At 34.8% G+C, this 20,285-nt stretch carries 23 protein-coding genes and 1 riboswitch; of the genes, 3 read left to right on the forward strand and 20 right to left on the reverse strand.

Going from position 1 to position 20,285, the window contains the following annotated elements; translation table 11 throughout:
• Positions 1–4 precede the first annotated feature (4 nt).
• The 8 genes from JNUCC72_RS03745 to JNUCC72_RS03780 all read right to left on the reverse strand — a co-directional run bounded on the left by JNUCC72_RS03745 (position 5) and on the right by JNUCC72_RS03780 (position 5,370).
• The gene (locus tag JNUCC72_RS03745; RefSeq protein ID WP_454143030.1) at positions 5–1,009 is read right to left on the reverse strand and encodes a class I SAM-dependent methyltransferase; all 1,005 of its coding nucleotides are present in this window, start codon (positions 1,007–1,009) and stop codon (positions 5–7) included.
• A 216-nt stretch (positions 1,010–1,225) separates the two neighbouring features.
• Entirely contained in the window at positions 1,226–1,666 is a 441-nt protein-coding gene (locus JNUCC72_RS03750) for a competence type IV pilus minor pilin ComGF (RefSeq protein ID WP_454143032.1), read from the reverse strand.
• Positions 1,656–1,922 (reverse strand): hypothetical protein, encoded by a 267-nt coding sequence (locus tag JNUCC72_RS03755; RefSeq protein ID WP_454143034.1) that lies wholly within the window; start codon positions 1,920–1,922, stop codon positions 1,656–1,658. The genes JNUCC72_RS03750 and JNUCC72_RS03755 overlap by 11 nt, the downstream gene beginning before the upstream one ends.
• A complete protein-coding gene (locus JNUCC72_RS03760; RefSeq protein WP_454143036.1) occupies positions 1,912–2,340 on the reverse strand; it encodes a hypothetical protein in 429 nt (142 codons plus the stop codon). The genes JNUCC72_RS03755 and JNUCC72_RS03760 overlap by 11 nt, the downstream gene beginning before the upstream one ends.
• On the reverse strand, positions 2,321–2,611 hold the full coding sequence (locus JNUCC72_RS03765) for a competence type IV pilus major pilin ComGC (RefSeq protein WP_454143038.1): 291 nt from the start codon (positions 2,609–2,611) through the stop codon (positions 2,321–2,323). The genes JNUCC72_RS03760 and JNUCC72_RS03765 overlap by 20 nt, the downstream gene beginning before the upstream one ends.
• The gene (locus JNUCC72_RS03770; RefSeq protein ID WP_454143040.1) at positions 2,608–3,609 is read right to left on the reverse strand and encodes a type II secretion system F family protein; all 1,002 of its coding nucleotides are present in this window, start codon (positions 3,607–3,609) and stop codon (positions 2,608–2,610) included. The genes JNUCC72_RS03765 and JNUCC72_RS03770 overlap by 4 nt, the downstream gene beginning before the upstream one ends.
• Positions 3,575–4,543, reverse strand: coding sequence for a competence type IV pilus ATPase ComGA (comGA, locus tag JNUCC72_RS03775; RefSeq protein WP_454143042.1), 969 nt, complete (start codon positions 4,541–4,543; stop codon positions 3,575–3,577). The genes JNUCC72_RS03770 and comGA overlap by 35 nt, the downstream gene beginning before the upstream one ends.
• Before the next feature lie 92 nt (positions 4,544–4,635).
• Positions 4,636–5,370: a YebC/PmpR family DNA-binding transcriptional regulator gene (locus tag JNUCC72_RS03780; RefSeq protein WP_454143044.1), complete on the reverse strand. Its 735-nt coding sequence runs from the start codon at positions 5,368–5,370 to the stop codon at positions 4,636–4,638.
• 129 nt (positions 5,371–5,499) lie between these two features.
• Positions 5,500–5,544: riboswitch (PreQ1 riboswitch) on the forward strand.
• 7 nt (positions 5,545–5,551) lie between these two features.
• Here JNUCC72_RS03780 and JNUCC72_RS03785 point away from each other — a divergent pair.
• Both JNUCC72_RS03785 and JNUCC72_RS03790 read left to right on the forward strand, forming a co-directional pair.
• Positions 5,552–6,067 (forward strand): QueT transporter family protein, encoded by a 516-nt coding sequence (locus JNUCC72_RS03785; protein ID WP_454143046.1) that lies wholly within the window; start codon positions 5,552–5,554, stop codon positions 6,065–6,067.
• 230 nt (positions 6,068–6,297) lie between these two features.
• Positions 6,298–7,458, forward strand: coding sequence for an IS3 family transposase (locus tag JNUCC72_RS03790; protein WP_454144710.1), 1,161 nt, complete (start codon positions 6,298–6,300; stop codon positions 7,456–7,458).
• Between the two features lie 50 nt (positions 7,459–7,508).
• Here the strand turns inward: JNUCC72_RS03790 and glmS are convergent, their stop codons facing one another.
• The 9 genes from glmS to murB all read right to left on the reverse strand — a co-directional run bounded on the left by glmS (position 7,509) and on the right by murB (position 17,446).
• Entirely contained in the window at positions 7,509–9,323 is a 1,815-nt protein-coding gene (glmS, locus tag JNUCC72_RS03795; RefSeq protein WP_454143048.1) for a glutamine--fructose-6-phosphate transaminase (isomerizing), read from the reverse strand.
• 193 nt (positions 9,324–9,516) lie between these two features.
• Positions 9,517–10,872, reverse strand: a complete 1,356-nt coding sequence (gene glmM / locus JNUCC72_RS03800; protein ID WP_454143050.1) for a phosphoglucosamine mutase — start codon at positions 10,870–10,872, stop codon at positions 9,517–9,519.
• A gap of 41 nt (positions 10,873–10,913) precedes the next feature.
• Positions 10,914–11,867: a CdaR family protein gene (locus JNUCC72_RS03805; RefSeq protein ID WP_454143052.1), complete on the reverse strand. Its 954-nt coding sequence runs from the start codon at positions 11,865–11,867 to the stop codon at positions 10,914–10,916.
• Positions 11,867–12,709, reverse strand: coding sequence for a diadenylate cyclase CdaA (gene cdaA, locus JNUCC72_RS03810; RefSeq protein ID WP_454143054.1), 843 nt, complete (start codon positions 12,707–12,709; stop codon positions 11,867–11,869). Before cdaA ends, JNUCC72_RS03805 begins: the two co-directional genes overlap by 1 nt.
• A gap of 50 nt (positions 12,710–12,759) precedes the next feature.
• On the reverse strand, positions 12,760–13,830 hold the full coding sequence (locus JNUCC72_RS03815; protein WP_454143056.1) for an ABC transporter substrate-binding protein: 1,071 nt from the start codon (positions 13,828–13,830) through the stop codon (positions 12,760–12,762).
• Positions 13,827–14,642 carry an ABC transporter permease gene (locus JNUCC72_RS03820; RefSeq protein ID WP_454143058.1) on the reverse strand — a complete coding sequence of 272 codons (816 nt, stop codon included), beginning with the start codon at positions 14,640–14,642 and terminating at the stop codon, positions 13,827–13,829. The genes JNUCC72_RS03815 and JNUCC72_RS03820 overlap by 4 nt, the downstream gene beginning before the upstream one ends.
• Before the next feature lie 14 nt (positions 14,643–14,656).
• The gene (locus JNUCC72_RS03825; protein WP_454143060.1) at positions 14,657–15,448 is read right to left on the reverse strand and encodes an ABC transporter permease; all 792 of its coding nucleotides are present in this window, start codon (positions 15,446–15,448) and stop codon (positions 14,657–14,659) included.
• A gap of 2 nt (positions 15,449–15,450) precedes the next feature.
• Positions 15,451–16,536: an ABC transporter ATP-binding protein gene (locus JNUCC72_RS03830; protein ID WP_454143062.1), complete on the reverse strand. Its 1,086-nt coding sequence runs from the start codon at positions 16,534–16,536 to the stop codon at positions 15,451–15,453.
• 10 nt (positions 16,537–16,546) lie between these two features.
• Positions 16,547–17,446, reverse strand: coding sequence for a UDP-N-acetylmuramate dehydrogenase (gene murB, locus JNUCC72_RS03835; protein WP_454143064.1), 900 nt, complete (start codon positions 17,444–17,446; stop codon positions 16,547–16,549).
• A gap of 98 nt (positions 17,447–17,544) precedes the next feature.
• On the opposite strand from murB, the gene JNUCC72_RS03840 reads away from it, so the two are divergent.
• On the forward strand, positions 17,545–18,078 hold the full coding sequence (locus JNUCC72_RS03840) for a 3'-5' exonuclease (protein ID WP_454143066.1): 534 nt from the start codon (positions 17,545–17,547) through the stop codon (positions 18,076–18,078).
• On the opposite strand, the gene tsaE is transcribed toward JNUCC72_RS03840, so the two are convergent.
• The 3 genes from tsaE to JNUCC72_RS03855 are packed head-to-tail and all read right to left on the reverse strand — an operon-like array spanning position 18,075 to position 20,235.
• Positions 18,075–18,554, reverse strand: a complete 480-nt coding sequence (tsaE, locus tag JNUCC72_RS03845) for a tRNA (adenosine(37)-N6)-threonylcarbamoyltransferase complex ATPase subunit type 1 TsaE (RefSeq protein ID WP_454143068.1) — start codon at positions 18,552–18,554, stop codon at positions 18,075–18,077. The genes JNUCC72_RS03840 and tsaE overlap by 4 nt on opposite strands.
• Before the next feature lie 13 nt (positions 18,555–18,567).
• Positions 18,568–19,536 (reverse strand): phosphate acetyltransferase, encoded by a 969-nt coding sequence (pta, locus tag JNUCC72_RS03850; RefSeq protein ID WP_454143070.1) that lies wholly within the window; start codon positions 19,534–19,536, stop codon positions 18,568–18,570.
• A gap of 21 nt (positions 19,537–19,557) precedes the next feature.
• The gene (locus tag JNUCC72_RS03855) at positions 19,558–20,235 is read right to left on the reverse strand and encodes a uracil-DNA glycosylase (protein ID WP_454143072.1); all 678 of its coding nucleotides are present in this window, start codon (positions 20,233–20,235) and stop codon (positions 19,558–19,560) included.
• Positions 20,236–20,285: the final 50 nt, after the last annotated feature.

Raw genomic sequence — 20,285 nt, forward strand, 5'->3', positions numbered from 1 at the left:
TCCTTTACTTTAAATTTTTGATGTACCAATCTTTTAAATTATAATTGAAAGTTTCAAGTACATTTCTATCATTTAAGCTTGGGAGTTGTCCCAATAAAATATTGTCGGCTTGTTTAGTTTGGGCACCACGATTTTGAAGGACCAAAATTGCTTTTTGATATTTTTCATCATTAAATGAATCTTCAGGTAATGTTAGAAAAGCTTGAATATGCGCTTTCTTAGCTAACCATTTCGTTAATTCTGAGGCGTTGGCATCTTGTAGCATCATCGCTGGAACAATGAAAATTCCTAATCCGCCTGGAGATAAGTGCGAAATTGCTTGTTCTAACATTAAATAATGTGAAAATGAATGTCCAGATTTGGCTCTCAACTCATAATTTTCAGCTCGGGAGTCAATTGGATAATACCCCACCGGTAACTCTGAAATAATCAAATCTAACTCGTTAATCAACCAAGTATCTAATGCATCTTGATGGAATAACTCCGCTTTAATTCCTAAAGATTCCGCATATAAACTTGATAATGCTAATGAGATTTCATTATTATCCATTCCATAAACTTCAAAATCAATAGTGTCTGTTTGTTTTAATTGATCTACTGTATTTAGTAACAAGCTACCAAACCCACTACTCAAGTCGAGTACTTTTGCAGATTTTTTACCTTGTAGTAATTGGTGTGCAATCATAGCTACAACAACAGATAAAGATTTTGGTGTCATTTGCAAGTTAGTATCAAGCTTATCTTCTTTGATACCTGCTAGAATTAATAGATAAATCAGTTCACTTTTTTCTTTAGATGATTGATTAACAAAGTCTACTTGATCAGAAATCTCAGTTAATCGTTTCACTGTTTCTGGACCAGGGGCGCCATTTTCCACTTTAACTTGTTGATCAATTAAGTTTTCAATAGTTTCTATCAAAGCATCTAGATAAGACGTTTTAAGTTCTTTTTTTAGACGCTGAACCGCTTCGTCAATTAAAGCATATCGTTCTTGTATTGATAATTCCAATGAAAATTTCTCCTCAAAACAGTTAAAATACTCCTACCTATATCATTACTTATTTTTTGTATGCATGCAACTTATTAAGGTGAATTTAAAATTTCTTTTAAATTTGATACCACTAAGTCTTTTTGCGACATCTCAATCTGGAAGATTTCAAGTTTAAAATAAAGGGTGGCTAGTGAGATACCGATTAAAAAAATAACACTTAACAAAAGACTTGCCTTAACTTTTAAGTATGAATAATAACTGTGATTTTCTTTTTTTGGAATCTTCCACATCTAAGCTAAAGCCCCTTTCGATATTATAACAAAAATTTGCGCGACGTACCTCCGTTAAAACTGGTACGTAACCTTCATTGTTATTACGTAAAATAACTGTGTTTTCTTTTATAACAAGCGATAATCGACTGGTTTGATTATTTTTTTGAGTCGTTAAATAAATTTGTTTATCCTGACTTTTACTTTTATCAATTTCAACTCGATCATATTCATTCAATGTATCCCTTATTTTTAAATAAAAATAGGCATAATCAGTCTGGTCGTTGCTGGGGTTTTGATTGACACGTTGATTCAACCCACTTATTTGTAAAATAAGTTGCAAAGAAAGTACAACAATTGCAAGAGAAACAACTGCTTCTATTAAAGTGAAGCCCTTAAATTTCATAAGACAAGTTTTTCGTAATATTTATGATTCTTGTCTTTCCGACCAGTCTGTACCAGTCCCCTTTTAATTGACAATCTTTTTGAGTTGATTCATTCAACATGGCAGCAGCTAAATAAGCATCAACTTCCAAATTTTTACGAATTTCAAGCTGGTTGAATTGCCGTATTGTTCCTGCAAAGCTCATCACTATCGCCACTAGTAGTAAAAATGAAACTACATGTTCTACCAAAATAAATCCTGATTGTTTAATTTTCATAAATTTCACCCCATGCCATCTGAATTCGAAAACTATAGTTGAAGCCCTGCGGCCCCTTCAATGTAATTGTTTTAGGTGCAACATAACCGCCTTTTTTAATAACTAGCTCATTTCCAGGAAGTTCTAAATAATAATCAGTCGGAAATTTAAGATAGTACTTTACGTTAGCTCCTGACTTCAACGTCATCAGTTGTTGTTTCTTACTGTATTGAACAAAAACTGCTCTGTTTGATAAAAATGCTAATTTGATTCCCTGCTTTAAGTTAGTCCGCACTTTTGTTATTAGTTGATCTTGTTGCACTTTTGGATTAGGTTTGTAATTGACAGTCAAAGTCATCAGAGTAGCTAATACACAAACAATTAATAGGCAAATAACGGTTTCTAACAACATAAATCCTTTAGCTCTGGGGTTTGACACGTTTTTTCACCAGACCATTGACTATTTCATAGTCTTTTACTTTTTCTTTTTGACTAGGTGACAATTCTAAATCAGCTAAATTAACAATTGATTTATCTTGCAATTCTAATTGCGTTTGTAAAGTAGTTTGAAAAGCTTCTTCTATTTTTTGTTCGGCTTTTTGTTTTTGCTGTGTAATATTAGGCACAATTAACAATACTAAAATAGCAATAATGGCAATAACCAAACACATCTCAATTAATGTAAATCCCTTTGCTTTCACTTTCATCATAATCCCCTTAACGTACCATACAGTGGCATCAATATTTTTAAATATAATCCTAAAACAAATAAGCCAATTAAAATAAAACAAGCTGGCTGTATTTTCAGCGTCACACGTTTTAAATTTCCTAGTAGCTCATCGTAAATAATTTGATTCAAAACTTTTATCTGCTGACTTTTCACTTGTCGATTTTTTCCAGATTCTATGATTGGAATCAGTCGATTAGGCAAAAAAACTTCTTGAAACACAAAAGACTTCAAAGATAGTCCTTTGATTAAGTGCTGATTTAAATCAGCGGCTATTATCCCTGGCAAAGAATCTTTTTGATTGTTTTTCAAAAAAGCACAAATCTCACTAATTTGATAATCATTAGCTACTAGATAAGTCAGATTAAACGTCGCAACATAATGAATGTATAATTCAATAATTTTGCCAATAACTGGCCACTTTATTAAAAATCTCAATTGCTCAATTTTTTGGCAATGTTTGGCATATAGTAAATAACTAACTAAACTCACAAACACCCCGGCTAATCCTAAAACAGAGTAACTAACTAAAATTTCAAACCATGACGTTGTTGACTCCAAAAAACCTGAATTTAACGTTTGTTGAATGAAAAAGAACCCCACAAATGTCAAAACAAATAGCATAAACGGATAGGCTAACTGGCCTTTTATTCTTTTCATTTGTTTGTGTTGTAACTCTGTTAGCGTAATTAATTGGGACAAACAAGAAATAAGTGTTCCCTGCTTTAGCGCTAACTGAATTTGAAAACTAACAATTTTATTAAACCTGGCTTTAAGTAGTGCGGAGTGAATATCATTACCTGACTTCAAATCAATCGCGAATCTTTCAAACCAGCTCAATCTATTTTTAGGCCAAATCAACTTCATAAAACCAATTGCCTCACTAAAAGAAAAATGACTCTCTAAGTACATTTTTAAATATTTCATGAACAACAACTGCTCCGAATCACCCTTCTTGGTATTGCTGAAAAGTTTTTTCATTTATTTGCCCCCTATCGTAAATACTTTGAAGGTTCTGATGCCACTGCTTATAATTTTTTTGTTGATGCCCTTGATAATCTGTATTTTGGGAAGTCAAAATATCAAGAAGACAAGCTAAATTGTTATCAACTTTTGGTAATAGTCGCTGATAGCACAGACAATTGACGGTACTTTTTAACCTATCACCGTCGACGCCCAGTTGATTAAAACGTTCAATAATGCCATAAGTATTTTTAGCATGAATAGTCGTCATTACCAAGTGACCACTTAGTGCTGCCTCAATGGCTGCTTGAGCAGTCTTTTGATCTCTAATTTCACCAATAATCAAAATGTCAGGTCGATGTCTTAAAGCAGCTTTTAGTAAATCAGCATAAGCCATTTGAACTTGATCATTGACTTGTACTTGAAAAAAATTGTCATTTTTTATTTCAACCGGATCTTCAATTGTCATAACCATTTGATTCACCATCAATGATTTAGCAATTTCATACATTGTTGTCGTTTTTCCTGAACCAACTGGTCCTGCAAAAACAATTAACCCCCTATTTTTAGCAAGTAATTTTAATTGTTCTAATTGTTTAGGTAAAAAATAATCTTGTTGGTGAGTCGAATAAATCAAACGCATTACCATTGACTCTTGATTTTGAAAGTTTGATAATGTTGCTACTCTAAATCCAATATTAGGATAGGCTTTCAAGTTAAAACTCCCGTTTTGAGGGCGTCGATGCTCAGCAATATCTAGCTTAGCAACATACTTGAGTTGATTAATGATAATCTGTGCCTCTGCTATTTTTATTTTTCTTAATAATTTAAAATCATTGTTTTGTTTGTAGCAAATACGGTAGCACTTCTTTTCTGGAAGTAGATATAAATCCTGTACATTGTGTTTAATTACTTCTTCTATTAAGCTTAGTGATTCATAAGATAGACCCATATTTAATCCTTTCAATTGATTGATAGAATTAAGTACGCTAATCTTTGTTAATCACATTTTGGGCAAAAAAAATAAGCCTTTCGGCTTAATTTTTATTCGTCATCTTCGTCTTCTGCAGCAGTGTAAACGTTTTGAACATCATCATTGTCTTCTAAAGCATCAATCATACGTTCAAATTGTTCTTGTTTTTCTTCTGGAACTGCCATTTTGTTTTGTGGGATCATTGTCAATTCAGAGTTTGCCAATTCGTATCCTGCAGCTTCTAAAGCATCACGAACATCTGTAAATTCTTTTGCACCTGTATAGATTTCAAATGCATCGTCACTTGTTTGTAAGTCTTCTGCACCTGCATCCATAATTTCAAGTAGCAAATCATCTTCTTCAACATCAGTTGTTGAACGGTCAATTACGATGTAACCTTTACGGTCAAACATGTAAGCAACTGATCCTGGTTCACCTAAAGTTCCACCATTACGTGAAAAGTTTAAACGAACAGATGTTGCTGTACGGTTTTTGTTATCAGTTAATGTTTCAACAAATACCGCAACACCACCTGGGCCGTATCCTTCGTAAGTTACTTCATCGTAACTTTCACCGTCTCCACCTTGTGCTTTTTTGATGGCACGTTGAATATTATCTTTAGGCATGTTAGCCGCACGAGCTTTATCCATTACCAGACGTAATGCTGGGTTATTTACTGGATCTGTATCGCCGTTACGCGCTGCCATGTAAATTTCTTTTGAAAGTTTTTGGAAAATTTTTCCACGTTTAGCATCTTGTGCATTCTTACGACCTTGAATGTTATGCCATTTTGAATGTCCTGACATGTTGTATCCCTCTTTCAGAATAATAGATTTAACCTATCCTAGGATAGCAAAACATTAGTTTAAGAGCAAGGCTTTACACAATTTATTTGTCAAATTTTTGAAAATCCTGTATATTATATTATTGTTTTGAATTTTGTGGTTCGAAACCATCCCACATAAAAAAACTAGGAGTGACTATATCATGAATCAAAACGTTGTTAGTCTAACTAAGACAGCGCTTGTAACAGCTATTTACCTTGCACTAGGGTTTTTGTTTCAGCCTGTTTCTTTTGGACCATTACAATTTAGAGTTGCAGAAATAACTAATCCTATTGCTGTTTTTAATAAAAGATATGTTTGGGGTATTACTATCGGTTGTTTCTTATTTAACCTTATTTCAAGTCCTAACGCCCTTATTGATATGGGAATTGGAACAGCTAATACGTTAGTAATGACCGGTGTTAGTTATTTAATTGCCAAAAAAATCAAAAACTATTGGACAAAATTGCTAATCACACCTTTTATCGGTGCAATCAGCATGTTTATGATTGCAGCAGAATTATACTGGTTTGCAAGTGCGCCATTTTGGATTACTTACGGCACTTTGATGGTGACACAATTTGCCATGATGCTAATTGGTGCGGTGATATTTGGAATTATTGAAGAAAAAACACATTTCTTTAGAAATGAAAATAAAACTGATTCATCAAATAAATAAAACAAAAAAAGCAAAGCACTCTTTCATGAGGCTGATGTGACCCAAAAAAGTTGGACCAAAAATCCAAACTTAAAGGGGTCTTTTTTATGGTCAAATTTAATCAAGCATTCAAGCTAAAAGTCGTCACAGATTATTTAAATGGGACAGGGTCAACTAGTCTGTGCCGTTACTATCATATTGCTAAACCGAGCACTATTTTTAAATGGGTTAATCGATACCAAAGTTATGGTATGGCTGGTTTAGCGATTCAAAAACCAAATACCAGCACTTATACTTTGGAATTTAAACGACAGGTGTTAGACTTTCAAAAAAGACACCAATTATCCTATCCGGAAGCAGCTTTATATTTCAATATCCCAACTGCTAGTACGATTTATAATTGGCAAAAACGATGGGAGTTATACGGTGCATCAGGCTTAAAATCAAGTCCTGGTCGCTATAAAAGACAAATGAAACCACAAGATCCACATTATTTTATTAAGTATCACTATGAAAGAATCAAACATCAAGCAACTTCAACTATCAAGGCTGCGACAGAATTAATTCAACAGTTACCTGAGTATTCAACTCGGTTTATTTTGCACACCATTGGTCTGGCTAAAAGTGTGTATTATTATCACTTAAATCAAGACAAACAAAAAGATGAGCAATTACTTAATCACATCAAGTTAATTAAGCAAGCTCATCCTAACTATGGTTATCGGCGTCTAACCTTCGCCCTTAAAAATGAAGGACTAGACGTTAATCATAAACGCGTTCAGCGTATCATGCAGTTAAATAACTTGCAAGTAACCGCCTATGGCAAGAAAAAGCGTCGCTATAATTCTTATCGAGGTCAGATTGGAAAAATCGCAAATAATCATCTCAAGCGTCGTTTTGATGCTCAAAAACCTTATCAAAAACTGGTAACAGATGTCAGTGAATTTAGATATGGTAAAGCCGATATCAACCATCGCGTTTATTTCTCGCCAATACTAGATTTGCATTCTCGAGAAGTTTTAGATTATGAAATCAGTTCCCATCCGACTGTGAAGTTGACACTAAATCCAGTTCAAAGACTGGTTAAACGATTACCTCAAACACAGACGCAGCCTATTTTACATAGTGATCAAGGATTTCAATATCAAACACCAATTTGGCAAAAAACGTTAAAAGATAATTCAATTAGTCAAAGTATGTCACGCAAAGGTAACTGTTTAGATAATGCGGCCATGGAATCATTTTTTCACATTATGAAAGCTGAAGTCATGACAACACATTATCAAACAAAACCCGAATTAGTTGACGCAATGAAAAAATGGATTCATTATTACAATAATGATCGAATCAAATTAAAATTGGGTGGCAAGTCTCCGGTTCAATACCGAAAACTCACCACCCATTTTAACTAAATCAATGTGTCCAACTTTTTGGGGTCACATCAGGCTTTGCTTTTTTTGTTTTATTCAACAGTTACTGATTTTGCTAAGTTACGTGGTTGATCAACATCATGACCACGATTCAAACTTGTATAGTAAGCAATTAGCTGTGCAGGAATAACACTTAATAACGGTGTTAATAGTTCATCTACATCAGGTAAAACGATTCCGTCGTTTTCATTTGCAACGCGCTTCATAGAGATTGTAAATACTTCTGCTCCACGAGATAACACTTCTTGAAGATTACTTCTAGTATGACCAGCGCTTAATTTATCTGTGATAAATCCAATAACTGGTGTTCCTTCTTCAATTAAAGCGATTGTACCGTGTTTCAATTCACCAGCTGCAAAACCTTCGGTATGAATGTATGAAATTTCTTTTAACTTCAATGCCGCTTCAAGTGCCACATTGTAATCGATTCCACGTCCAATATAAAAGGCATTATCTGCATCTGTCAAAATACGACGACTCATATCATCTAATAATTGTTTTTCGTCTACAATTTCTTGCATCCCATTAGCTACTAATGCCAATTGTGTTTGCAAGTCAAATTGCTTACCACTTGCGTAGTTAGACTTTTCACTAAGTGCTTTAGCTAGAACAGCTTGCACAGCAATTTGAGCCGTATAAGCTTTAGTAGAAGCTACTGAGATTTCAGGACCTGCGTGAAGTAACATTGTATAAGTTGCTTCACGAGATAAAGTTGAACGGTCAACGTTCGTGATTGTTAGACTTGGATAACCTTTTTTGTTAACTTCAGATAGCACTTGGCGACTGTCAGCAGTTTCACCAGATTGAGATAAGAAGATGAAGAATGGTTTCTTAGATAAAATCGGTGGATAGTAACCGAACTCACTAGCAACATGAACTTCTACTGGAATACCTGCTAGTTTTTCAAGAATCTTTTGTCCAACTAATCCAGCATGATAACTTGTCCCTGCAGCAACAATGTAGATGCGGTCACTATCTAAAATGCTGTTCACAATATTTTCATCCACTTCTACTTCACCTTTTGAAGAAAAGTATTCTTGACTAATTCTTCTCATTACAGAAGGTTGTTCATCAATTTCCTTCAACATAAAGTGTGGGTATGTCCCTTTTGAAACAGCTTCTGAATCAACTGATAAGTGGTACGAATCACGTTTAACTTCTTGATTATTTTCGTCAAAAATACGGTAATCATCTTTAGTTAAAATAACAATTTCGCCATCGTTTAATTCAACGAAATCTTTTGTTTGATCAAGCATTGCCATCGCATCACTTGTTACCACATTATAGCCTTGTGCAAGCCCAAGTAGTAGTGGACTTTTTCTTTTAGCAACATATAATGTTTCTGGGTTTTCACGGTCCACTAATAAAAATGCATATGAACCATCAATTAAGTGAAGTACTTTTTGAAATGCTGTAAAGGTATCTAAACCTTCGTCAACAACAAAGCGGTCTACTAATTGGACAACAACTTCAGTATCTGTTTGACTACGAAACTTCACATCAGCCAAGTAGTCATCTTTTAATTCTTGATAATTATTAATCACACCATTATGCACTAAGTAAAAACGATTATCATTTGATAAATGTGGGTGTGCATTTTCAATAGTTGGAATACCATGAGTAGCCCAACGAGTATGCCCAATTCCAATAGAACCTTTTACTTCGGGTGTAATTTTGTCTTTTAATTCTTTAATTTTTCCAGTTGCTTTAACTAGAAAATCTTGATTATTTTGATTATTAACATAAATACCAGCTGAATCATAGCCTCGGTATTCTAATTTAGTTAAGCCATTAACTAAAATGTCTGTGGCGTTTTCATTCCCAACGACTCCCACGATTCCACACATACTATTGAACTCCTCTATAAATTGGTATATATCAATTATACCAGTAGTTTTTATTATTAATACTTGTTAAAAGTACGTTACAGTAACAATTTTAGTTATTGTATAATTAAAAGTCAACAACTTATTTCTGAATTGGTATAGATTAAATAAAATTTAAACAAAAAAAGAACTAGCATTTAGCTAGTTCTTTTTTTTATAATCCAATTTGATCTTCAACAACGTCTACAATTCGATCAACATAACTATGTACTAGTTCTTCTGTTGGTGCTTCTGCCATTACTCGTAGTAAAGATTCTGTTCCACTAGGGCGAACAAGAACACGACCATTTGAACCCATTTCTGATTCAACTTCAGCAATAATCGCTTGAATTTTGTCGTTGTCTTTCCACGCATTTTTGTCTTTAACTTTAACGTTAACTAGTTTTTGTGGGTAGATTTTTACTGGAGCAGCTAATTCACTTAGACTCTTACCAGTTGCTTTCATCACATAAAGTAATTGTAGTCCAGTTAACATCCCGTCACCTGTGTTGTGGTAATCAAACAAGACAACGTGACCTGATTGTTCACCACCGATGTTATAGCCATGCTCTCTAATTTCTTCAACAACATGACGGTCACCTACAGCAGTTTTAACATAATCAATGCCTAATTCATCAAAAGCTTTATATAAACCAATATTACTCATTACTGTTGTTACGACAGTGTCTTTTTTAAGGCGGCCGCGTTCTTTCATAAATGCAGCAATAATGTACATGATTTTGTCACCATCTACTAAATCACCGTTTTCGTCAACCGCAATACAACGATCGCCATCACCATCAAAAGCTAATCCAGCTTGTGCTTTATTTTCTAAAACAGCTTCTTTTAGCAGTTCTGGATGTGTTGATCCGGCATTCTTATTAATGTTAATTCCATCAGGGCTAGCATTAATTGCTACAAAATCAGCATCAACATCAGCGAACAAACGGTTAACTAAGGCACTTGTTGACCCATTGGCACCATCAACAACCACTTTTAGACCATCTAAGTCTTCTGGAATAGTTTGTTCAATAAATTGCAAGTACTTAGCAGCACCTTCAGGATAATCTTCTAGATGACCTAATTTTTCTGCAGATGGTCTTGGTAGGTCATCTACAGGATTATCTAAGTATTCTTCAATTTCAGCTTCTGTATCGTCTGACAACTTGTAACCGTCACCACCAAAGAATTTAATACCATTATCTTGGGCTGGATTGTGAGAAGCAGAAATCATGATTCCAGCATCTGCGCCTTGAACTTTCACAAGATAAGCTACAGCTGGTGTTGTCACAACACCTAACTCTAAAACTTCAATTCCAACAGATAAAAGACCTGAAATCAAGGCATACTGTAGCATTTCTCCTGAAATTCTAGTGTCACGTCCTACTAAAACTTTTGGACGTTCTGTCCCCTCAGCTTTATGTTTTGTTAAAACATAACCGCCGGCTCTTCCCAATTTAAACGCTAGTTCGGGTGTTAGTTCTTTATTAGCTACACCTCGTACACCATCTGTTCCAAAATATTTAGTCATTGATTAACAACCTTTCTTGTTTTAAATGCTTAGGCATTTAATTATGATTCTTTATTTGTTGATTTTATTTTAATATGAGTGGTATCTGGAGTTACTCCCATGATACCTGTCGGTAATTCAATTTTCAAATCTTGCTCTGTCACATCTTTAACATTAGCGACATCTACCGAAACGTTAAGTTCATCCAAATCATCTAACGCTGATTGTGGTCCAAAAACTTTAACTTTTTGAGTATTTGAAGTTACCTCGTAGTTCAGTTTATCAGATTGGTTTTTCAAATTAAATTTCAAGTTAACTTCTTTACTTGGTAAAGTAACTGGCAATTGAACATGTGTTGTTTCTGGATTTAATACGACATTAACTTGGTTGCCACTAGCATCAAGCGCTTGTAACATCACTTGTTGTTCAACCGTTTCCTTCGTATTTGGTGTTAGATTCAAGTGCGCTTCAATTCGTGAAATCTTAGCAATTTCAGATTGTGGCCCTGTCACACTAACTGTGTCTGGTGAAAGTTGTGGAATTCCTACATTATAACCTGATGCAATACTTGCTTTGTTAAATGTTGGTTGAATTGGTAAAGTTACCGCACCTCTTGGCTGAATATTAACTGTAATCGTTTCAGGCGAGATTTTTGTCGTGATTTGGTTATTAATACCTGATTGTTGCAATTTCACCTGATGTGTTCCCACACCTAATGAACTTAAATCTGCAAAAACCTTGAAGTTATTGTTGTTTAGTAGAACCGTTACAACAGCTGCTGGACCGTCTAAATCAATATTAACTTTTTCGGGGTATCCCGTAACAAAGTATTTATCAGAATCAAATTCAAGTTGTAGTGGTACGCTAGCTGAACGCATTGTGCTAGCAACTTGAGAATTTTCGGTACTATTTTTTGAAATACCGAGGTTATTATCGTGAACATAAAAATAAAGGCCCACAGCAAATAACAATGCTAAAATCTTATAAATAATTGGTCTGTTTAGAAATTTACGCATTATTTATTTGACCCCCATTTCCAAAAACGATCAATGACACGATCCCACCAAGATGTCTTAATATCTGCTTCAGGAACAAACTGGGCTGTTAGATATTTCAAATAATCTTCACGAGTTAAGTCAACCATTAACTGACTATTTCTCGTAATGGTTACCCCACCTGTTTCTTCAGAAACAACAATAGTAATAGCATCTGTCACTTCTGAAATACCAACTGCTGCACGGTGTCTGGTTCCTAATTTTTTAGGAATAATGTTGCTATCTGAAAGTGGTAAATAAGCGGCTGCAACAGCAAGCTTACCGTCTTTTACAATAACTGCACCATCATGAAGCGGTGTATTTGGAATGAAGATATTAATCAACAATTCTCCTGTAATATCAGCATCCAATGGAATTCCAGTCTCAATGTAATCATCAAGTCCTGTATTCTGCTGGATACTAATCAATGCCCCAATACGTCTTTTAGACATGTATTGAATTGATTTATCTAGCTCTTTAACAAATTTTTCACCTGTCTTTTGAGCCATTTGCGAACGAGACCCTAAAATGGGTGTGCGACCAATATGCTCTAGTCCGCGTCTGATTTCAGGCTGGAAAATGATGATAATTCCAATAACTCCCCAAACCATAATTTGATTAACAATGTAGTTAACCGTGTCCAATTTTAAAATTGAACTTGCGATTTGCACAACTACAATAACAGCCAACCCTTTAACTAATTGAACCGCTTTTGTGCCTTTAACTAGCGTAATTAGTCGATACAAAACGTACCAAACAATAAAAATATCAACTACGCTTAAAAAATTGTGCAAGGTAATAATATTACCCCAATCTAAACTCACAAAAATCCCTCCATTACTAAACGTATTATATCACGCTTTTAGCCGCTTTTTTAATTACGGTACATTTTAAACTCTAAAAATAAATCATTGTAAGTTTGTACAGCCTCTTGGCCTAAATCTTTAAATACTTCCAAGTGCTTCATCTGGTCAGCTGTTGGATAAAAAGCCAACACTGGATCTTGTGTTTTTTCTAATTCTTGTTTAGCCAACACATTAGGTGTTGAATAACCCAAGTAAACCGAATTTTTAGCAGCGTTTTCAGGTCTCATCATAAAGTTCATAAAGGCATACGCAGCATCTGGATGTTGAGCTGATTTTGGAATCACAAAATTATCAACCCAAAGATTACTACCTTCTTTTGGAATCACATAATGCAAATGCTCATTATTCTTCAACATTTCTGCTGCTTCACCAGACCAAGTCACACCAATAGCTGCTTCATTTTGAATCATGTACATCTTCATTTCATCGGCCACGATTGCTTTGACATTGGGTGCTAGTTTATCCAACTTTTCTTTAGCTTGTTTTAAAAGACTATTGTCAGTTGTATTTAAGCTGTGACCATCAGAAATTAAAGACAGCCCCATCACGTCACGGGCACTATCAACCAGCATCATGCTATGACGATAATCTACCCGCCACAAATCGTTAAATGACTGTAACTTGGCACCATCAACGTACTGATCATTATAGACGATACCTAACGTGCCATAAAAATAAGGAATCGAATAATTATTTTGACTGTCATAAGATAATCCCATGATACTTGAATCCATCTCATTTAAAAAATTAAGCTTACTTTTATCAATTGACTGTAAAAGACCATCCTTTTTCATCTTCTCAACCATGTAATCAGATGGAATTGTTAGATCGTAATGATTAGACCCTTGTTTTAACTTAGTATACATCGATTCATTACTATCAAATGTCTCATATACGACGTGATAGCCTGTTTCACTCTCAAATTCAGATATCAACGAGGGATCAATATAGTCTCCCCAGTTATATAAGTTTAATACTTTTCCTGACTCCTTTGGTGTTTCATTCAAAGCACTTGACCCTAGTCCAAGAAGGAGACAAAATCCCAAAATCACGCCACTCAGCAGTGCTAATTTTTTCATTTTGTCACCCTCTTCTTTTGACTATTAATCTTGCGATTTTGGCTGTATTGGCTAAGGAAATAATAACCAATTACTAACAATAGTGAAAATAGAAACATCAATGTACTTAGCGCATTAATTTCTAAACTAATGCCACGGCGAGCTCTTGAGAAAATTTCAACGGATAAAGTTGTGAATCCTTGACCCGTTAAGAAGAACGTCACAGCAAAATCATCTAACGAATAAGTTAATGCCATAAAAAACCCAGAAAGAATACCCGGTGTAATTAAAGGCAAAATAATAGCTGAAAGCACCTTATATTTGCTGGCACCTAAATCATAAGCCGCATCAATTAGTGTCGGATTAATTTCTTTTAGCTTGGGGAGTACCATTAGAACAACAATTGGTACACAAAAAGCAATGTGACTCAATAATACTGAATAAAATCCTAAGCTAAACCCAGCAAATGTAAATAATATCAAGAAACTAGCCCCTATAATAACATCAGGTGAAACTAGTAAAATATTATTTAATGACAACAAACCATTTCTCACTGCTCTTTTTTTGACTTGATGAATATAAAGTGCGCCTAAAGTCCCAATCACTGTTGCAAACAAACTGGCTAAAAGAGCTAACAAGATTGTATCTAATACGATACGGATTAATCTTGGATCATTCAAAAGTGCTTGATAGTGATCAAACGTAAAACTTTCAAAATAATTCATCGAATCACCACTTGAAAAAGAGAAGTAAATCAAATAAAAAATAGGAAAGTATAAAACAACCATGACTAATGTTAAATAAATAAGTTCAAATTTCGATTTTTTCTTCATGTGCCATACTCCTCCTACTTCGATCCATTCGTTAGTTTCATTGATGCAATCATAATAATCATTAATATTACACCGATAGTTGACCCCATACCCCAGTTCATTGTGGTTAAGAAATGTTGCTCAATAGCCGTTCCTAAAGTGATTACTCGATTCCCACCAATTAATCGTGTAATCATAAACAATGATAAAGTCGGAATGAAGATAGATTGGATACCTGATTTAACACCATCTAAACTCAATGGCCAAATTACTTTAGTAAACGTTTGAAATCGCGTTGCACCTAGGTCATTAGCAGCATGTATGTATTCACCATTAATAGTTTTTAGTGAGTTGAAAATAGGCAAAATCATAAATGGAATTTCAATATATGATGCCACAAAAATAAAGGCAAAATCTGTAAACAGTAGCTGTGCTGGACCGATACCAAAAATACCTAAAAATTGGTTAACCCAACCACTTTGACTGAATAATCCAATAAACGCATAGGCCTTTAACAACACATTAATCCAAGTTGGCAAAATAATTAGCAACAAGAAAAACTGCGAATGTTTTAATTTAGTTAAAATATAAGCCACAGGATAACTGATAACTAATGTGATTACTGTCACAATCAAAGCATAGATAAACGAGTTCAATGTCATAGACAAGTACGTCCCACTTGTAAAGAATTCAGCGAAATTAGCAAGTGTTAATTTGCCGTCTGTTCCAAACAAAGACTGTACAATAATTAAAATCAGTGGCAAGATTACAAACAAAATCAACCAAAATAAATAAGGCAGCATAAAAAGATTTTTTCTTAGTTTCATAGCTACTCTCCATATTCTTCGATTCGATTATGAAAGTCGGTTTGTGATTCCCCTATTCTCATAACATGAATATCTTCTGGGTCAAAATATACACCGACTTTTTGTCCTACTGAAACAGAATTTGTGGCATGAATAACCCACTGATTATTATCTTCATCAATAGCATTAACTTCAAAATGATTACCTAAAAACATCTGTGAACTGATTGTTACAGTTAACTTACCTTCATCAACAGAAGTAATATCAAGATCTTCTGGTCTCAATACAACATGCACAGGTTCATTTTGTTGCATCCCTGCATCAACACAGTCAAATGTCTTCCCAACAAATTCAACAGAATAATCCGCCTTCATGACACCATCAACAATATTAGACTCTCCAATAAATTCAGCAACAAAGCGATTGATTGGTTCGTCATAAATGTCAGTAGCTGTTCCATTTTGGACTAACTTACCTTCATTCATAATAAAAATTTCATCACTTAAAGCTAACGCCTCTTCCTGATCATGCGTCACAAAAATAAACGTAATGCCCAAATCTTTTTGGAGACGGCGCAACTGATATTGCATATCTTTTCGTAGTTTTTTATCTAAGGCAGATAGCGATTCATCAAGCAATAGCACCTTAGGTTCATTAACAATAGCACGTGCAATTGCAATACGTTGCTTTTGCCCACCACTTAACTCAGAAATTTCTCGATCAGCATGATTAGGCAGTCTCACTTTTTCTAGCGCATTCGCTACCTTTTGCTTAATTTCGTCTTTAGGACGTTTTTTAAGCTTCAACCCAAAAGCAATGTTGTCAAAAACATTTAAATGTGGAAAAAGCGCATAATCTTGAAACACCGTGTTAACTTTACGCTGATTAGCAGGCAAATGTGTAATATCTTGATTATCAAAATATAACGCACCACTCGTAATATCACTAAATCCTGCAATAATTCGTAAAACTGTTGTTTTACCTGAACCTGAAGGTCCTAAAATCGAATAGAATTTGCCACTTTCAATTTTTAAATTAAGATTGGTTAAGGCTTCAAAACCATCATCATATCGTTTTGAAACATTTTTCATTTCTATAATAGTTGCCATCGCAATCTCCTTACTTGGCTCTTTCACCAATAATTCTAACTTCTGGCACTAACTTAATTTGGTTCTTTTCCCAAATTGTTTTTTGAACTAATTCAATTAAATCAAGATAATCGGTTGCTGTTGCGTGGTTAATATTCACAATAAAACCCGCATGTTTTGTTGAAATCTGTGCGCCTCCAATAATTTTACCCTGAAGTCCAGCTTCAATGATTAATGGCCCTGTAAAATGACCAGCTGGTCTTTTGAAAACACTTCCGCAAGAAGGATACTCTAGGGGTTGTTTACTTGAACGACGTTCATTGAAATCATCCATCATTGCTCTAATTTTTGATGCTTCATCTTTTTGGAGTTCAAAAGTTGCCTCTAGCACGATATCTTCATTATCTTGTAGTAGACTATGGCGATATGAAAAATGCAAGTCTGCATTTTGATAGGTCTTAAGTTCACCTTGACGTGTCAAAACAGTTACTGTTTTTAATACATCTTTGATTTCACCACCATAAGCACCTGCGTTCATAAAGACCGCACCTCCAACACTACCTGGAATGCCTGCTGCAAACTCGAGTCCGCTTAGACTATGCTGATAAGCTGTTTCAGAAGTTTCAATGATTTTTGCACCTGCTTGTGCAGTAACCTGATAATTGTCTACTGTAATTTTATTCATCTTCGTCAAAATAAGGACTAGACCTTTGATGCCACCTTCACGAATGATAAGGTTACTTGCATTACCTATGATTGTGATTGGTAAATTTTCAGTCTTGCCAGCCTGTAATAACTGCTCGATTTGTGTTATATTTTTTGGAAATGCTAAAAATTCAGCTGGACCACCTGTTTTAGTAAATGTAAACTGATCCAGTGAAATGTTTTGGTCAATTAAAAAACCTTGTTCTTTTAATTCTTTGATAGTCATACTTCTCACACCTCTTTGCTATTCTTATTCATTTTACCAAAAAAACGACTAGACTAAAATTAAACGTTATTCATATTTATAAAATAAAGGAGTTTTCTATGAACTTTATTGCTTTTGATTTTGAAACCGCTAACCAAAAACGCAACAGCGCCTGCTCGCTTGCGATTGTCATGGTTCGAAATAACCAAATTGTCGATTCTTTCTATTCACTAATTAATCCGCAAGATAAGTTTCACTATCGCAACGTCCAAATCCACAATATTACGGAAGATCAGGTACAAGATGCTCCTACATTTGCTGAAATTTGGCCTTACATCAAACCCCTTTTTGCAGAAAATTCGTTGACTGTAGCACACAATGCCCCTTTTGATAATAGTGTCTTGAAAGCTTGTCTTAAAAAATACAATTTTGAAGTTCCTAATTTTTTATCTTTAGACACGGTCAAAACTAGCCGTACCTTTTATCCAGAATTACCGAATCATAAGCTGAACACTGTTTCAGATTATCTTGAAATTGAACTAAAAGATCATCACAATGCTTTAGCTGACAGTCTGGCATGTGCCAATATTTTAATCAACCAACATCAACAATTTGGCAATCCCCCATTAAAAAAACTAGTTAAACAGGTTTAACCTGCAAAACTAGTTTTTTTTAGTTCTTCAATTAGCTGATTATTCTTTTTACCAACTGCTTCTAGTGTAAATTGACGTTTAGTTGATTCAATCTCGTTATCTAATCGTTCAATTTTGATACGTAAATAGTCTTCAGGTAATTGATCTAAAACATTGACTGACCATTCCATTACGATGACTGAGCCTTGATCAAAATAAGATTGCAAATCAATGCTACTCATATCGCCATCTTCCAGACGATACATATCCATATGAAATAACGGTAATCTACCCTTCAAATATTCGCGCACAATAGTAAACGTTGGGCTTTTGATCGGACGCTTGATTCCTAGTGCACTAGCAATTCCCTTAGTTAAGGTGGTTTTGCCAGCACCCAAGTCGCCATCTAGTAAAATTAGCGTCTTGGGTGTCAAAAGTTCCCCCAACTGCTGTCCAAACTTCAATGTCTGTGCTTCATCTTGTGTGACAAATTGCATTATGTTCACCTCTTTAAAGTGATTGTGCAGCAGTTAAAATCGCTGTTTTGTAAACATCTTCTTCATTAGCCCCACGGGATAAATCGGAAATTGGTTGGTTAAGGCCTTGCAAGATAGGACCTACTGCTTCATAACCACCCATACGTTGTGCAATTTTGTATCCAATGTTTCCTGATTGTAATTCTGGGAAAACAAATACATTAACATGTCCAGCAACTTTTGAGCCTTTCGCTTTTGATTGACCTACGGCTGGCACAAAAGCGGCATCAAATTGAAATTCACCATCAATATCCAATTCTGGCGCCATTTCTTGTGCGATTTTGGTTGCACGTTGAACTTTTTGAACTTCTTCACTATTTGCGGATCCTTTTGTAGAAAAACTTAGCATCCCTACTTTAGGTTCTAGTCCTGCCATTTTAGCTGTTTCAGCTGATAAAACAGCAACCTCTGCTAGTTCTTTATCTGTTGGATTAATACTAATTGCGCTATCTGCAAAAATATATCTTTCATCGCCTTTTTGCATAATAAAAGCACCACTAATACGGCTAATACCAGGTTTTGTTTTAACAATTTGTAAGGCACTACGCACTGTTTCAGCAGTCGAATGAACCGCACCAGAAACCATGATATCTACTTTATTCATGTAGACTAACATTGTCCCAAAATAGCTAACCGTCTTTAGCAATTCTTCAGCTTGTTCGCGTGTTTCCTTGCCTTTGCGACGTTCCAAAAACGCCTCAACCATGTCATCAAACGCCTCATAATTCTGCGGGTCTAAAATCGAAAGATCTTCAAGCGATAATGATAATTCAGCTGCTTTATTTTCAATTTCTGCTTTATTTCCTAGCAAAACTGGGTTTAACAAGTTATCAGCTTTCAAACGAACAGCCGCACTTAAAATACGTCCATCATTTCCTTCTGGAAAAACAACACTAATATTTTTTCCTGTGATTTTTTCTTTGAATAATTTAAATAAATCCATAATAAATTCTCCTTGGTTTTTTTAAGGGGTTTCGGGAAGTTGCCAATCAATCGGGGCTTCTCCGAATTGTTTCAAAGCCTCATTAGTCTGCGAGAATGGTTTTGAACCAAAAAATCCTCGATAAGCAGACAATGGGCTTGGGTGGGGTGATTTAATCATGACATTTTTTGTCGAATCAATCAACTTACTTTTTTTCTGAGCATAAGCTCCCCACAAAATAAAAACCACGTTTCCTCGATCACTTAAGGCTTTAATAGCAGCATCCGTTACTTGTTCCCATCCTTTTCCAGCGTGAGAATTAGGTTGGTGATATTGCACAGTTAACACTGCATTCAACATCAAAACACCTTGATCAGCCCAAGACTTTAAGTAACCATGGTTAACAGGACTAACTCCTAAATCATCGTTTAATTCTTTATAAATATTTTTTAAGGATGGTGGTAGTTTGGAGCCTGGCAATACACTAAAACTTAACCCGTGAGCTTGATTAGGATTATGATAGGGATCTTGTCCCAAAATAACTACTTTGGTTTTTTCAAACGGTGTTAACTTAAATGCTTCATAAATATGATGCATTTCAGGATAAACTGTTTGTTGACTATATTCCGATTTCAAAAATTCTCTCAATTCTTGATAAGATTCCGATTCAAAGCTCGATTTTAAAACTTTGTCCCAATCATTTCCAATAAGTTGTTTCATTATTAAACCTACTTTACTAATTAATATTATTTTATGTTAAAATTTAAGTA

The organism is Holzapfeliella sp. JNUCC 72 (assembly GCF_053668685.1).